We start from the raw sequence: 14,549 nt of genomic DNA, 5'->3' as shown, positions 1-14,549 counted from the left end.
TCAGAGACGTCGCTCGTGCCGACGCGGCTTGAGGTGCGCCGGAGCGTCGGAGGCCGGCATCCACTCGCAGGTGAACGACCCGCGATAGCCGAAGAGGAAGCCGAAGCGGTCGTTGTCCACGCGGAGGTCGATGTGGAAGCGTCCGTCGGCGTCGTCGAACCGCTCCCGCAGGGTCGCACGGCCGCTGAAGAGCATCGGGAAGGCGAAGGCCACCGGCCCCTCGTAGAAGCGCTGTGCACCGCTGCGGAGCAGAAGCGAACCGTCGGGCTCCGCCGCGAGATCGAGATCGACGGCGAGGTGCTGGTGCGTGCCCAGGTAGTCGACGATCCCGCCGGGCCCCGCCACCATGGTCGCGTCGAATCGACGGTCCCTGCCCCTCACCCGGTACTCCCGCACGAACGTGACGGTCTCGCGTCCGAACGGATCGAGATAGGGGTAGTTGGCGATGGTGAAGGGAACGTCGGAGCCCACGTCCGGCACCAGGATGTTGCGGAGCCGCCCGATCTGCAGGAACGGTACCGTCCACCATGGCCCGCGCCTGATCTCGGACATCACCCCGCGCCCCACGCAGGCGGTCCCGCCTGTCACGCCGACGTCGAAGCGGCGTTGGAGTTGTGGGTGGAGCCGCTCGAAGGCGTCGCCCATGGCGGCTCGGAAGAGCGAGGTCACGATGGTTCGCGAAGCGTGGCGAGGGTGTCCGGCGCGCCGTCGAGAGCGTCGCGCCCTGCCGGCCGACGACCGCATCGCGCCGCACGCGGGCGGTCCGAGCGCCACCAGACGAGGACCGTACCGAGGGGCCAGCGCTCCGGGGGCACCCCGGTCTCGGCCCAGATGCGCAGGCGGTCGAAGCTCCACGCGGTCGCCCAGCCGATGAGCGGACGCACGAGGATGTCGAGGGGGCCCCAGCCCGCGTCGTAGTCGTATCCCGTCACGAAGCGGACACGACCGTCGGGGAGGGGGAGGTAGCGCCAGTACCCGCGGCCGCCGCGAATCGGGGAGAGCCGGTCGCGTGTGGAGAAGCGGAGGGCGGACGTGCGGGAGCCGTCGGGCCGCCGTCGCTCGCCGAGGCTGATGCCTGTGCCCGTGACGGTGTGGAGCGGGGTCGCGCGCTCGTAGGTGAACCGTCTCGCTCCGGAGGCATCCGTTTCGGTGGGGGTGATGCGCGAGAACCGCACGTCCCATCGCGGGTGCAGGTCGGTGTCCTGCGTCAGCGTCCAGATGCGTTCCATCGGCGCCGCGATGTCGATCTCCACATGGATGCCGCGCCGTCCCATCAGCGACTCTCAGGACACCGCGGTGCCGATGGCGCCGACGACCGCATCGAGGGGCTGTCCCGAGGCGTCGCGCTTCGCGCCGGGTTCCGGCAGCTGGCGCACGGCGCCGTCGCTGCCTACGGCGCGCGGCGCCTCGCCGATCCACGCGAGCATCAGAGCGTCCTCACCCCGGAGGAAGCGCTGTGCGCGCACGCCGCCGGTCGCGCGACCCTTGGCGGGGAACTCGCTGAACGCCGAGACCTTGGCGGATCCGGCATCCGTTCCCGGCAGGGCCGCGGTCGAACCGGCTACGGTCGCGACGACGGTGTCGTCGGTCGCGGTGACCGCCGTGAAGGCGATGACGCGGGCGCCGTCCGCGAGTCGGATCCCGGCCATGCCGCCGGCCGAGCGGCCCTGCGGGCGCACGGTGGCGGCGTCGAAACGCAGCAGCTGCGCGTCGCTCGCGACGAAGACGAGCTCGACGCCGTCCGTCGCGAGTGCGGCACCCACCACCGTGTCGCCCGGCTTGAGCGCGATGATATCCACGTCGGGCTTGCCCGCAGGCAGCTCCGTCGCGGAGACCCGCTTGACGACGCCCTGGGCGGTGCCGAGGGCGATAGGGACGTCGCCCGTCAGCGGGACGACCGCCACCACGTGTTCGTTCGCACTCAGACCGAGGTACTGGTCGGCGCGGGTCCCCGCGGCAAGCTGCACCGAGTTGGCCGGGACGGAGGGGAGGTCGACGGGCGTGAACCGGACCAAGCGACCCGAGGTCGTCACCGCGCCGAGATCGCCGCGCGTCGTCGCGGCCACGGCGGAGCGGATCGCGTCGTGCTTCGATCGACGCGCCGGAGACACGATGCCCCCTCCCGGTGCGTCGGGCACGAGCTCGGCGCGCACCATGCGCCCCGTGGCCGACAGGAAGACGCGGCACGGCGCGTCGGCGATCTGCAGATCGGTGGGGGCGGCGGCGCGGCCGCGAGGCGCGACCGGACCGCCGTTCATGAGCAGCGTGCGGCGGGGCGTGCCGAACGCATCGGCCGCGGCATCCAACTCCTTGGCGACCTGGCGACGCAGGAGCACGTCGCTGGCGAGCAGTTCCTCGAGCGCGGCGATGTCGGCCTTCAGGGTGTCGCGCTCGCTCTCGAGCTCGACGCGCGAGAACTTGGTCAATCGTCGCAGGCGGAGCTCGAGGATGTATTCGGCCTGCGGCTGCGACAGGTCGAAGACGTCCATCAGTCGCGTGCGTGCCTGGTCGCTGTCGTCCGAGGTGCGGATGACCTGGATGACCTCGTCGATGTCGAGGATCGCGATGAGGAGACCCTCGACGAGGTGGAGGCGCTCCTGCTTTCGAGCCAGGCGATAGCGGCTGCGGCGGGTGACGACCTGGATGCGGTGGTCCAGGTAGACCCGGAGGAGATCCTTGAGTCCGAGCGTCTGCGGCTGTCCGGCGACGAGGGCGACGTTGTTGATGCCGAACGAGTCCTCAAGCGGCGTCAGACGGTACAGCTGCTCGAGGACGGCGTTCGGATCGAACCCCGTCTTGATGCCGATGACCAGACGCAGGCCGTTGTTCCGGTCGGTGAGGTCGGTGAGGTCGGAGATGCCGGTCAGCTTCTTCGCGGTGACCGCGTCGCGGATCTTCTCCATGACGCGTTCGGGACCGACCATGTAGGGCAGCTCGGTGACGACGATGCCGGTGCGCCGCGGACCGAGCGACTCGATCGAGGTCTTCGCCCGCGTGCGGAACGAGCCGCGTCCCGTCTCGTATGCCTCTTTGATGCCGTCCAGTCCGACGATGACACCGCCGCCGGGCAGGTCCGGACCCGGCACGAACTCCATGAGCTCGTCGAGGGTCGCGTCCGGGTGCTCCAGCAGATGGATGGCGGCGGAGATGACCTCGATGAGGTTGTGGGGCGCCATGTTCGTCGCCATGCCGACCGCGATGCCGGTCGCGCCGTTCACCAGCAGGTTCGGGAACGCCGCTGACAACACCTCGGGCTGCTGGAACTGACCGTCGTAGTTCGGGATGAAGTCGACGACGTCCTCGTCGAGGTTCTCGGTGAGGGCGAGGGCGGATGCCGCGAGCCGAACCTCCGTGTACCGCGCCGCGGCCGGCCCGTCGTCGAGCGAGCCGAAGTTGCCGTGGCCGTCGACGAGGGGGACCCGCAGCGCGAAGTCCTGAGCCAGTCGGACGAGTGCGTCGTAGATGGCCGAGTCGCCGTGCGGGTGGAGCTTGCCCATCACATCGCCGACGACGCGGGCGCTCTTGACGTGGCCGCGGTCCGGCCGCAGGCCCATCTCCGACATCTGGAAGAGGATGCGGCGCTGGACCGGCTTCAGGCCGTCGCGAGCGTCGGGCAGCGCTCGGGAGTAGATGACCGAATAGGCGTACTCCAGGAAGGACCCCTGCATCTCGTCGGCGAGATCGACGTCCTCGATGCGTTCAGCGGCGGGCGGGGGTGGGGGAGTGCGCGATGCCATGGCCTCGATCGGTCTTCGGTGATGCTGCGAGGGGCCAGGACGGCGGCTGCGCACCGTGTGGAAGACTGACCCGGATGACTGCCAGCCTACCCGCGGACCCGCCGTCGGCCCGGAGCCTCACCGGTGTCGTGCCGCAGATCCTGGCGTCGCTGCAGGGGCGGGGCGACTGGTTCGCGCCCGCTCGATCCGCGATCGTCGTGATGGTCGACGGACTGGGGCGGTCGAACCTCACGTCCCGCGCCGGGCATGCCCGCTTCCTCGCGGCTCGGCTGACGAAGAAGGATGCCGCGCGCACCGTCTTCCCCGCCACCACGGCGGCGGCGCTGACGAGTCTGCTCACGGGGGAGTCACCGGGCCGGCACGGTCTCGTCGGCTACCGCGTGCGCGTCCCCGGCACGGACCTCGCGCCGAACCAGTTGAAGGGATGGGAGACCGACGGGCTCGATCCCTTCACCTGGCAGCGGAGCGCCCCGATCCTCGAACGCGAGACGGCGGCGGGGCGGCCCTGCTTCGTCGTGTCGGCGCCCCGGTACGCTGCGACCGGGTTCACCCGCGCCCTGCAGCGCGGAGCGGAGTTCGTGGGAGCGACGACGATAGCCGAGCGGATGGAACGCTCCGCGGATCTCGCCCTCCGGCATCCGGGGGCACTGGTCTACACCTACATCCCGGAGCTCGACACGATCGCGCACGCCCGCGGTTGGGAGAGCGACGAGTGGTCGGCGGGACTCGAGACCGTGGATGCCGCCGCTCGCCGACTCGACGCGGAGATCGGCTCGCAGGCCGGTGCGGTGGTGACCGCCGATCACGGGATCGTCGACGTCCCCCGGCACCGGCATCTGCTGCTGCAGCACGACGACCCGCTCGTGGCGGACGTGCGGATCGTGGGCGGCGAACCGCGCATGCTGCACCTGTACGCGGAGGAGGGGCGAGCGGGCGACGTCCTGCGCCGGTGGCGGGATGCCGAGGCCGGCCGGTCGTGGGTCGTGTCGCGCGACGAGGCGGTCGCCGCGGGTCTGTTCGGCGATACCGTCGACGCCGAGGTCCTCCCGCGGATCGGGGACGTTCTCGTGGCGGCGCGCGCTGCCGTCGCTTATTACGACGACAGGGAGACCGACAAGAGGCCGCAGAGCATGATCGGCCAGCACGGCTCACTCACCGATCAGGAGCGGGTCGTCCCCACGGTGCGGCTGGGGTCCTTCGCCTGACGCTCAGCCGTCTTCGGTGCGGGCACCGAAGACGATCTCGTCCCACGAGGGCATCGAGGTGCGTCCGCGACGGCGAGTCTGCTCGGCGGGCGCCTCGGGCGCCGTCTCCGTCTCGGCGGGCGTGGCCTCGGTGGGAGCAGCGTCCTCGGTGGTCTCGAACGTGTCGAAGAGCGCGACAGGGCTGGACGACCGCTGTTCGGTCTGCTCGCTCGGCATCGGCTCGCGCTGTCCGCGGCGGCGGCGCAGCGCCTCGAGGAGGTCGGCGGTCTCGGCGGAGGTCACGGGGGCGTCCGGTGCGCGCTTGATCGCCGCCTGCTGGACGGCCGGCGACGAGGACGGCCGGTCCTCCGCGGTGTCGACCGAGGTGTCGGGCGTGACGATGCCGCGGGGCCCGAAGGACTCGCTGTCGAATCGGGTGGCGTCCTTCTGCGGGCTGGTGTCGAGCGCACGCAGACGCGGGATGAGTCCCTCCGGGAGGGATCCCTGGCGGGAGAGCTGGCTCGCGTCGGAGTTCTGCGGCGCCAGTGACGAGCGCCGCGGGTCGAACGACCATCGCGCGTCGTGCTCCACCTCGCCGACGGCGAACTCGAGCTTGACCGTCCAGCCGTTCTGGTCCTTCCAGCTGGTCCACCGCTCGCCCGTCGCACCCGCTTCGGCCAGTTTCGCGCGCACGGCGTTGCCGAAGGTGGGCTGAGCGCCCGGGTCGAGCTCGCCGCCGATCAGCACGGTGACGGCGAGGGCCTGTCCCACGATGTGCTCGCGCTCGGCGAGGACGGGGCCCTCGAAGCGCTGGACGTCCTCGACGCGGACGCCGAGCAGCTGAGCGACGTCCTCCGCCGACATGCCGGCCCGGATGTGGGCCTGGATGTCACGGGGGTTGGGGCGCGTGAGTCGGGGCTCCGCGTCGCGCTGCAGGCGCCGCAACTGTGCGCGCAGCGCCTCATCGACGGCGAGCGAGAACCGGTCGCCGGCGTCGGTCGCGAGCATGAGGCGACCGTCCTCGGTGCCGATCACTTTGAGCTGTTCCATGCGGACGTCCTCCAGATCCAGCGTGTGCGCCCATGCTGTCACGAAGGGGGCTGAGCGACGGGAATATCCGGGGCGCGCCGCGAGTTTGCGGTGAGGCCCCTCCGAAAGGCGGCGGCGACCCGGCGGCCCATTTGCGATTCACCGGTGCGTGATGCAAACTATGGCCGCCCGAACGGGCCGCACCCACTGCAACACCCGAAAGTTGAGACGTTCTCGAATGGCCACGGATTACGACGCCCCCCGCAAGACCGAAGACGACAGCGAGTCGATCGAGGCTCTCAAGGAGCGCGTCCCGGACAAGATGTCCGGCTCGGTCGACGTCGAGGACTCCGACAACCCGAGCGGTTTCGAACTGCCCGGTGCCGACCTGTCCGACGTCGACCTCGACGTCGTCGTCCTGCCCCCGCAGGAGGATGAGTTCACGTGTGTGGAGTGCTTCCTGGTGAAGCACCGCACCCAGATCGACCACCAGACCTCGATCGGTGCGATCTGCACCGAGTGCGCGGCCTGAGCCGCCTACTATCAGCGACCCCGCTGTGCGCGGGTGATCATCGCCGCCACCCGTTCGGGTGTGCGGGACGAGAACACCCAGCGCGCGGTGGGGTCGTCGTCGTCTGTGACCGGAACGCGGACGACACCGTCGATGCCGCCGCGGATCAGGTGCCAGTCGTCGCGTCGCAATTCGCCACCGCGCGCTGACCGCGCTGCCTCGCCGGCGAGGATCTCGGGCTCGCCGAGCCCGTCGACCGGGATGTGGGCGCGTCCGACGCGGAGAACCCCGTCGCTGACGGACACGACCGGTGCGGCGAGGATGAGGGCCGAGACGAGTCCGACACCGACGGCCAGGCCGACCACGAGCGCGAGGGTGGTGTCGATGGGAGAGAAGGTCACGGCTGCCATCGGCGCGCACACCGCGGCGCTGACCAGCAGCCACAGCGACGGGCTCAGTCGCTCGCGGTAGGAGGACGCAGCGGTGCGGTCGATGTTGTGCATTAGCCTCGGGGGGTGATGGATACCGTGGACGTTCCCATTATCTCGGCTCAGGTTCCCGTCTACGCGCACCCGGGCGACGCGGGCGCCGACCTCGTTGCGACGGAGGCGGTGCGACTGGCCCCCGGACAGCGTGCGCTGATCGGCACCGGCGTGCGCATCGCCCTGCCCGACGGGTACGTCGCTTTCGTGGTGCCGCGCAGCGGCCTCGCCGCCAAGCACGGCATCACCGTGGTCAATTCCCCGGGGACGGTGGATGCCGGTTATCGCGGCGAGATCAAAGTCACCCTCCTCAACACGGATGCTGCAGAGGCCTTCGATGTGGCTCCCGGCGACCGCATCGCCCAACTCATCGTCATGCCCGTCTCGCGGGCGACCTTCATCCCCGTCGACGCGCTTCCCGACAGTGTGCGCGGCGACGGGGGATTCGGATCCACCGGCTATACGACAGGACAACCCGCATGAGCGACGAGCTCGCACCCAAGTCGGCACCGAGCGATCGTGCCAGCAACGGCCCCTTCGACGAGGCGGAAGCGAACCCCGTCCGTCCCTACATCGATCTCGGCGGGGTGAAGGTGCTGCCCCGTGAGGGACTGAACCTCCGTCTCGAGGTCGAGGAGCAGACCAAGCGCATCGTCGCCGTCGGCCTCGACTACGCCGGCTCGACGCTGCAGGTGCAGCCGTTCGCCGCGCCCCGCTCGAGCGGGCTGTGGGAGGAGACCCGCGAGCAGATCCGCCAGCAGGTGCGTCAGCAGGGCGGCCGCGTGGAGGAGCGGGAGGGTCCGCTCGGTCCGGAGCTGCTTGCGGAGGTCCCGGTGGCCGGAGCGGACGGCGCGGCGGGCAAGCGCCTCGCCCGGTTCGTCGGTGTCGACGGGCCGCGTTGGTTCCTGCGCGGCGTCATCGGCGGTGCCGCGGCGAGCGACATCGATGCTGCCGCCCAGGTGGAGGATCTCTTCCGCTCGATCGTCGTGGTGCGGGGCGCGACGCCCATGCCGCCGCGTGATCTCATCCCCCTGAAGATGCCCGCCTCGCCCGGCAGCGCATGACCACGCCGCACGATCGTGCCGGGTCCGAGGACCCCTCGGTGCAGCGCCCCGATCTGGTTCCTCCTGCGGCATCCGAGTCGCCGACGGCATCCGAACTGCTCGGACAGGCGCTGGGAGGCGCGGCCAAACGGGCCGGCCTGGACCCGGCGGAGGACGCGACGACGGGGCACGTGGTCTGGCGCGCCATGGGCGGATGGCGCGGGGTCGGCGAATCCGTCCTTCCGGGGCTCGTCTTCGTCATCCTCTTCACCGTCACCGGTCAGGATCTGGTGCTCTCCCTTGTGGCATCGGTCGGTCTCGCTGCCGTCTTCACGATCATCCGACTCGTCCAGCGGTCGCCGGCGGCAGCCGCCTTCGGCGGTCTGGTGGCGACCGGTGTCGCGGCGGCTCTGGCGCTGTTCACGGGCCGTGGCGAGGACAATTTCGTTCCCGGGCTGATCACCAATGCCGCGTACGGCACCGGCCTGCTGGTGTCCGCGCTCGTCGGCTGGTCTCTCATCGGCCTCGCTGTGGGCTTCCTCATGAACGAGGGAACCGCCTGGCGCGCCGACCGCCGAAAGCGGCGCGCCTTCTTCTGGCTCACGATCGCCTGGGCCGCCCTCTTCTACGCCCGGCTCGCTGTGCAGCTTCCGCTCTATTTGGCGGGAGAGGTGGCGGCACTCGGGACCCTGAAGCTCATCATGGGGCTTCCGCTGTTCGCGCCGATGGTCGCGGTGACATGGCTCGCGGTGCGCGCGCTCTACCCGCCGCGCAGCACCACGCTCGACGAGAGCTGAGGAACCGGCCCGATTCGGCGCCACGGCTGGTTGACTGACCCCATGGACGCCGTTCCGATGTTCCCTCTGGGTGGTGTGCTCTTTCCGCACACGCCCCTGGCGCTGCGGGTCTTCGAGCCGCGGTACCTGACGATGATCGGCCGGCTGCTCGACGCGGAGGACCCCTCGTTCGGCGTCGTGCTCATCGAGCGCGGATTCGAAGCCGGGGGCGGCGACGAGCGGGCCACGCTCGGCACGATGGCACGCATCGTCCGTGTCGAGGCGGATGCCGCGGATCTGTTCGTCATCGCGGTCGGCGACGAGCGCATCGCCGTCGACCGATGGGGCGAGGACGACCCGCATCCGATCGCCGACGTGTCGCCGGTGCCGCCGCTGGAATGGGACGACGACCTGGCGCCGCTGCGGCGTGACGTCGAACGCGTGGTCCGTCGCGTCGCGACGCTGGCCTCGGTGCTCGACGAGGCGCGTTGGGACCCGGATGCCGAGCTCGCCGACGACCCCGTCGCCTCGTCGTGGCAGCTCGCGGCGCTGGCGCCGCTGGGGGAGTACGACCGGTTCCGGCTACTGGGGTCGACGAGCCTCGAGAACCTGCTGGAGACGCTGCGGCAGATGTGTCTCGACGAGGAGCCGGTGCTCATCGCCCGCGCGGCGGACGAGGCCGACACGGACGACGACGACGTGTGAGATGCACGTCATGCGCCCCGGTGAGGTATCTTGATATCAAGATAAATTTCGCCCGCCACGGTAAGGCAGACCTCACTAGCCGCCGGGACCGGGCGGGGCGAAGATGGGAGGGCCGGCTGACGCCGCGCCCGCCGACGAAGGAGAGCACACGTGTCCACTGTTGACAGCTTCGGTGCGAAGAGCACACTCACGGTCGGCGACACCGACTACGAGATCTTCCGCATCGACACGGTTCCCGGTTACGAGAAGCTTCCGTACAGCCTCAAGATCCTCCTCGAGAACCTGCTCCGCACCGAAGACGGTGCGAACGTCACGAAGGAGCAGATCGAGGCCCTGGGCAACTGGCAGCCCGACGCCGAGCCGAACACCGAGATCCAGTTCACGCCCGCCCGCGTCGTGATGCAGGACTTCACCGGCGTCCCCTGCATCGTCGATCTCGCCACGATGCGCGAGGCGGTCACCGCCCTCGGCGGCGACCCCAACAAGATCAACCCGCTGTCGCCGGCCGAGATGGTCATCGACCACTCCGTCATCGCCGACCTGTTCGGCAGCGAGAACGCCCTTGAGCGAAACGTCGAGATCGAGTACGAGCGCAACGGCGAGCGGTACCAGTTCCTTCGGTGGGGCCAGACGGCCTTCGACGACTTCAAGGTCGTCCCGCCGGGCACCGGCATCGTCCACCAGGTGAACATCGAGCACCTGGCGAAGGTGATCTACGACCGCACGGTGGACGGTGTGCTGCGCGCCTACCCCGACACCTGCGTCGGCACCGACTCGCACACCACGATGGTCAACGGTCTGGGTGTTCTCGGATGGGGCGTCGGCGGCATCGAGGCCGAGGCCGCCATGCTGGGCCAGCCCGTCTCCATGCTCATCCCGCGCGTCGTCGGGTTCAAGCTGACCGGCGAGATCCCCGCCGGTGTGACCGCGACCGACGTCGTCCTGACGATCACGGACATGCTGCGTAAGCACGGCGTCGTCGGCAAGTTCGTCGAGTTCTACGGCGAGGGCGTCGCGCAGGTCCCGCTGGCCAACCGCGCCACCATCGGCAACATGAGCCCCGAGTTCGGCTCGACGGCCGCGATGTTCCCCGTCGACGACGTGACGCTCGACTACCTGCGCCTGACCGGCCGCGACGAGCAGACCGTAGCCCTCGTCGAGGCGTACGCGAAGGCGCAGTCGCTGTGGCACGACCCGGCACGCGACCTCAGCTTCAGCGAGTTCATGGAGCTCGACCTGTCCACGGTCGTGCCCTCCATCGCCGGCCCGAAGCGCCCGCAGGACCGCATCCTCCTCTCCGAGGCGAAGAACCAGTTCGAGAAGGACATCCTCAACTACGCGGATGCCACGGCTGAGGACTCCGTCGAGATCGAGGGCACGTTCCCCGCTTCCGACCCGGGGTCGGCTCCCGGCGTCGAGCACGAGACCGTCTCGGCCGAGGGTGTCTCGCACCAGCACGAGCACGAGCACGTCCCCTCGATGATCTCGAGCGGCGCGCGTCACGCAGCATCCAAGCCCGTCAAGGTGACGACGCCCGACGGGCAGTCGTACCTCCTCGACAACGGTGCAGTGACCCTGGCGGCGATCACCTCGTGCACCAACACGTCGAACCCGTCGGTCATGATCGCGGCGGGCCTGCTCGCCAAGAAGGCCACCGACAAGGGCCTGAAGCGCAAGCCGTGGGTCAAGACGACGCTCGGCCCCGGATCGAAGGTCGTCACCGACTACTACGAGAAGTCCGGCCTCGACAAGGCGCTCGAGGCCCTCGACTTCTACACCGTCGGCTACGGCTGCACGATCTGCATCGGCAACTCGGGTCCGCTCATCGAGGAGGTCTCGGCGGCGATCAACGAGAACGACCTCGCCGTCACCGCCGTCCTCTCCGGCAACCGCAACTTCGAGGGCCGCATCAGCCCCGACGTGAAGATGAACTACCTGGCCTCGCCGCCGCTGGTGGTCGCCTACGCCCTCGCCGGGTCGATGAACTTCGACTTCGAGACCGACGCGCTCGGCAAGGACGCGCACGGCAACGACGTGTTCCTCAAGGACATCTGGCCCTCGCCCGACGAGGTGCAGGAGGTCATCGATCACTCCATCTCACGCGAGCAGTTCATCAAGCAGTACTCGACCGTCTTCGACGGCGACGAGCGCTGGAAGAACCTGCCGACGCCCACCGGTCCCGTCTTCGAGTGGGACGAGCACTCGACCTACGTCCGCAAGGCGCCGTACTTCGACGGCATGGAGCGGACGCCGGCACCCGTCACCGACATCTCGGGCGCCCGCGTGATGGCGACGCTCGGCGACTCGGTCACCACCGACCACATCAGCCCGGCCGGAAACATCAAGGCGGGCACTCCCGCCGCGCAGTACCTCACCGAGCACGGCGTCGCACAGAAGGACTTCAACTCCTACGGCTCGCGCCGCGGGAACCACGAGGTCATGATCCGCGGGACGTTCGCCAACATCCGGCTCAAGAACGAGATCGTGGCGGCGGTCAACGACGGCAAGGTCGTCGAGGGTGGCTTCACCCGTGACTTCACCCAGCCCGGCGGCCCGCAGTCGTACATCTACGACGCGAGCCAGAACTACCAGGCGCAGGGCACCCCGCTCGTCGTCTTCGGTGGTAAGGAGTACGGCTCCGGTTCGTCGCGTGACTGGGCGGCCAAGGGCACGAGCCTCCTGGGCGTCAAGGCCGTCATCACCGAGAGCTTCGAGCGCATCCACCGCTCGAACCTCATCGGCATGGGCGTCGTCCCGCTGCAGTTCCCCGCCGGCGAGAGCTGGGCGTCGCTCGGCCTCGACGGCACCGAGATCGTCTCGATCACGGGCCTCGAGCAGCTGAACGAGGGCATCACTCCCAGGACGGTGAAGGTCGTCGCCGAGCCCAGCGAGTTCTCGCCTGAGGGCAAGCAGACCGTCGAGTTCGACGCGGTCGTCCGCATCGACACCCCCGGTGAGGCGGACTACTACCGCAACGGCGGAATCCTGCAGTACGTGCTGCGTTCCCTCGTCTGAGACGAGTTGTCAAGAGGACCCCGGCTCCGTGTGGAGTCGGGGTCCTCTCGCGTAGGGCCACGTAGACTCTGGTCATGAGTCTTCTCGAGGGAATTACCGGGCCGCGTGACCTCGACGGCTTCTCGAGCGAGGAGCTCCACGTCCTGGCGGATGAGATCCGGACCTTCCTCGTCGAGAACGTCTCGCGCACCGGCGGGCACCTCGGCCCCAACCTCGGTGTCGTCGAGTTGACCATCGCGTTGCACCGGGTGTTCGACTCGCCGAACGATCCGATCATCTTCGACACGGGACACCAGTCCTACGTCCACAAGCTGCTGACGGGCCGTCAGGACTTCTCGAAGCTGCGCTCCCGCGGCGGGCTCGCCGGTTACCCGCAACGGTCCGAGAGCCCGCACGATGTGGTCGAGTCCTCTCACGCCTCCAGCTCGCTCAGCTGGGCCGACGGCGTCTCCCGTGCGCTCACCCGCACGGGGCGCAAGGACCGCCACGTCGTCGCGGTCGTCGGCGACGGTTCGCTGACCGGCGGGATGACGTGGGAGGCGCTCAACAACATCTCGGACGACAACGACCGCAACCTCGTCATCGTCGTCAACGACAACGGCCGGTCCTACGCGCCGACCATCGGCGGCATGGCGCGCTACCTCAACCGGGTACGCACCGCGGACACTTACCAGACCCTCCGCCGCAGCTCCGCGCACGTGTCGCGACTGTTCGGCCCGATCGGGCGCGCCGTCTACCGCGGCGTCCGTGGGGGGACGCACGGGTTCCTGTCGCGGTTCACGAACAACATCGCGCTCTACTCCAACCTCGACATCAAATACCTCGGCCCGGTGGACGGGCACGACCTCGACGCGATGGAGGAGACCCTCCGGCTCGCGAAGGAGTACGGGGCCCCTGTCATCGTCCACGCCATCACAGACAAGGGCCGGGGCTTCGAGCCGGCCCGGCGGGACGAGGCCGACCAGTTCCACGCCGTCGGCAAGATTGATCCCGTCACCGGCGAGCCGATCGGCGCCTCGGACGCCGTCGCCTGGACCGACGTCTTCGCGGACGCCCTGGTCGACGCGGGCGATCGACGTGAGGACATCATCGCGATGACCGCGGCGATGCTCCGTCCCACGGGTCTGCAGCCGTTCGCCCAGCGATTCCCCGATCGTGTGTACGACGTGGGTATCGCCGAGCAGCACGCGGTGACCTCGGCGGCGGGTCTCGCCTACGGGGGGCTGCACCCCGTCGTCGCCATCTACGCGACGTTCATGAACCGCGCATTCGACCAGATCATGATGGATGTCGCCCTCCACAAGGCCGGTGTCACGTTCGTCCTCGACCGGTCGGGCGTGACCGGCCCCGACGGTCCCAGCCATCACGGCATCTGGGACCTGGCGATGCTCCAGCTGGTCCCCGGCATCCGTCTCGCAGCACCGCGCGACGGTGAACGCCTGCGGGAGCTCTTCGACGAGGCGATCGCCGTCGAGGACGCCCCGACGGTCGTCCGCTTCCCGAAGGGGTCCGTGCCCGCGTCGCTCGAAGCGATCGAGCGTCTGGAGGACGGCACGGACGTGCTGTACCGCAGCGGCGCGGAGGACGTGCTGCTGGTCGGCATCGGCCCGATGGCGCACCTCGCCGTCGAGGTCGCGGAGCGTCTGCGCGCCCAGGGCATCGGGTCGACGGTGGTCGACCCGCGGTGGGCGGTGCCCATCCGACCGGCGATCGTCGACCTGGCGGCATCCCACCGGCTCGTCATCACGATCGAGGACGGCATCCGCGTGGGCGGTGTCGGCACGCGTGTGCGGCAGGTCCTGCGCGAAGCGGGCGTGTCGACCGCCGTCGACGAACTCGGGCTGCCCGACGAGTTCATCGACCACGCCAGCCGGGAGCAGATCCTCGCGGACGCGGGGCTCACCGCGTCGAAGATCGCGCAGGACGTCGTCGCCCAGGTCCTCGGCACCCGCGTGCCGGTCGCCCGTCAGTCGAGCGACGACACGGTGTGGTCCTCTCAGGACGTCGAACTCCGCGGCCCCGCCGACGCGGGCTCGGACTGACTCCGCCCCCTGCGTGACAGCATGG

13 protein-coding genes are annotated in these 14,549 nt (G+C 69.7%); 8 read left to right on the top strand and 5 right to left on the bottom strand.

The window, feature by feature from the left end; translation table 11 throughout:
- The 3 genes from ACIGEP_RS05470 to ACIGEP_RS05460 are packed head-to-tail and all read right to left on the bottom strand — an operon-like array spanning window position 1 to window position 3,737.
- Entirely contained in the window at window positions 1–669 is a 669-nt protein-coding gene (locus ACIGEP_RS05470; RefSeq protein WP_396660593.1) for a DUF4166 domain-containing protein, read from the bottom strand.
- Window positions 666–1,274 (bottom strand): SRPBCC family protein, encoded by a 609-nt coding sequence (locus ACIGEP_RS05465; RefSeq protein ID WP_396660592.1) that lies wholly within the window; start codon window positions 1,272–1,274, stop codon window positions 666–668. The genes ACIGEP_RS05470 and ACIGEP_RS05465 overlap by 4 nt, the downstream gene beginning before the upstream one ends.
- A 9-nt stretch (window positions 1,275–1,283) precedes the next feature.
- The gene (locus ACIGEP_RS05460) at window positions 1,284–3,737 is read right to left on the bottom strand and encodes a DNA topoisomerase (ATP-hydrolyzing) subunit A (protein ID WP_396660591.1); all 2,454 of its coding nucleotides are present in this window, start codon (window positions 3,735–3,737) and stop codon (window positions 1,284–1,286) included.
- A 74-nt stretch (window positions 3,738–3,811) separates the two neighbouring features.
- Between ACIGEP_RS05460 and ACIGEP_RS05455 the strand changes: the two genes are divergently transcribed.
- Complete coding sequence (locus ACIGEP_RS05455; RefSeq protein WP_396660590.1) at window positions 3,812–4,942, top strand: alkaline phosphatase family protein; 1,131 nt, start codon at window positions 3,812–3,814, stop codon at window positions 4,940–4,942.
- Window positions 4,943–4,945: 3 nt separating this feature from the next.
- On the opposite strand, the gene sepH is transcribed toward ACIGEP_RS05455, so the two are convergent.
- A complete protein-coding gene (sepH, locus tag ACIGEP_RS05450; RefSeq protein ID WP_396660589.1) occupies window positions 4,946–5,971 on the bottom strand; it encodes a septation protein SepH in 1,026 nt (341 codons plus the stop codon).
- A gap of 217 nt (window positions 5,972–6,188) precedes the next feature.
- Here sepH and ACIGEP_RS05445 point away from each other — a divergent pair, with 217 nt between their 5' ends.
- On the top strand, window positions 6,189–6,482 hold the full coding sequence (locus ACIGEP_RS05445) for a DUF4193 domain-containing protein (protein ID WP_018186686.1): 294 nt from the start codon (window positions 6,189–6,191) through the stop codon (window positions 6,480–6,482).
- 11 nt (window positions 6,483–6,493) lie between these two features.
- Here the strand turns inward: ACIGEP_RS05445 and ACIGEP_RS05440 are convergent, their stop codons facing one another.
- A complete protein-coding gene (locus ACIGEP_RS05440) occupies window positions 6,494–6,964 on the bottom strand; it encodes a DUF3093 domain-containing protein (RefSeq protein ID WP_396660588.1) in 471 nt (156 codons plus the stop codon).
- A gap of 12 nt (window positions 6,965–6,976) precedes the next feature.
- Here ACIGEP_RS05440 and dut point away from each other — a divergent pair, with 12 nt between their 5' ends.
- From dut to dxs, 6 genes are all read left to right on the top strand, one after another.
- On the top strand, window positions 6,977–7,426 hold the full coding sequence (dut, locus tag ACIGEP_RS05435; RefSeq protein ID WP_396660587.1) for a dUTP diphosphatase: 450 nt from the start codon (window positions 6,977–6,979) through the stop codon (window positions 7,424–7,426).
- A complete protein-coding gene (locus ACIGEP_RS05430; RefSeq protein ID WP_064002126.1) occupies window positions 7,423–8,007 on the top strand; it encodes a DUF3710 domain-containing protein in 585 nt (194 codons plus the stop codon). The genes dut and ACIGEP_RS05430 overlap by 4 nt, the downstream gene beginning before the upstream one ends.
- The gene (locus ACIGEP_RS05425) at window positions 8,004–8,783 is read left to right on the top strand and encodes a DUF3159 domain-containing protein (protein WP_396660586.1); all 780 of its coding nucleotides are present in this window, start codon (window positions 8,004–8,006) and stop codon (window positions 8,781–8,783) included. Before ACIGEP_RS05430 ends, ACIGEP_RS05425 begins: the two co-directional genes overlap by 4 nt.
- Before the next feature lie 42 nt (window positions 8,784–8,825).
- A complete protein-coding gene (locus tag ACIGEP_RS05420; RefSeq protein WP_396660585.1) occupies window positions 8,826–9,467 on the top strand; it encodes an LON peptidase substrate-binding domain-containing protein in 642 nt (213 codons plus the stop codon).
- 150 nt (window positions 9,468–9,617) lie between these two features.
- Window positions 9,618–12,482, top strand: a complete 2,865-nt coding sequence (locus ACIGEP_RS05415; RefSeq protein WP_396660584.1) for an aconitate hydratase — start codon at window positions 9,618–9,620, stop codon at window positions 12,480–12,482.
- A 74-nt stretch (window positions 12,483–12,556) separates the two neighbouring features.
- A complete protein-coding gene (gene dxs / locus ACIGEP_RS05410) occupies window positions 12,557–14,524 on the top strand; it encodes a 1-deoxy-D-xylulose-5-phosphate synthase (protein ID WP_396660583.1) in 1,968 nt (655 codons plus the stop codon).
- The last annotated feature ends 25 nt before the right edge of the window (window positions 14,525–14,549 follow it).

This window comes from Microbacterium sp. NPDC077663 (assembly GCF_044542795.1).
Lineage (GTDB): Bacteria > Actinomycetota > Actinomycetes > Actinomycetales > Microbacteriaceae > Microbacterium.
The sequence above is the reverse complement of the archived record's forward strand: the minus strand, read 5'-3'. Positions and strand labels throughout refer to the sequence as shown.

Coding starts and splice junctions, on each gene's coding strand:
- ACIGEP_RS05465 (WP_396660592.1), bottom strand. CDS start 1,274: ATGGGACGGCGCGGCATCCATGTGGAGATCGACATCGCGGCGCCGATG.
- ACIGEP_RS05460 (WP_396660591.1), bottom strand. CDS start 3,737: ATGGCATCGCGCACTCCCCCACCCCCGCCCGCCGCTGAACGCATCGAG.
- ACIGEP_RS05455 (WP_396660590.1), top strand. CDS start 3,812: ATGACTGCCAGCCTACCCGCGGACCCGCCGTCGGCCCGGAGCCTCACC.
- sepH (WP_396660589.1), bottom strand. CDS start 5,971: ATGGAACAGCTCAAAGTGATCGGCACCGAGGACGGTCGCCTCATGCTC.
- ACIGEP_RS05445 (WP_018186686.1), top strand. CDS start 6,189: ATGGCCACGGATTACGACGCCCCCCGCAAGACCGAAGACGACAGCGAG.
- ACIGEP_RS05440 (WP_396660588.1), bottom strand. CDS start 6,964: ATGCACAACATCGACCGCACCGCTGCGTCCTCCTACCGCGAGCGACTG.
- ACIGEP_RS05430 (WP_064002126.1), top strand. CDS start 7,423: ATGAGCGACGAGCTCGCACCCAAGTCGGCACCGAGCGATCGTGCCAGC.
- ACIGEP_RS05425 (WP_396660586.1), top strand. CDS start 8,004: ATGACCACGCCGCACGATCGTGCCGGGTCCGAGGACCCCTCGGTGCAG.
- ACIGEP_RS05420 (WP_396660585.1), top strand. CDS start 8,826: ATGGACGCCGTTCCGATGTTCCCTCTGGGTGGTGTGCTCTTTCCGCAC.
- dxs (WP_396660583.1), top strand. CDS start 12,557: ATGAGTCTTCTCGAGGGAATTACCGGGCCGCGTGACCTCGACGGCTTC.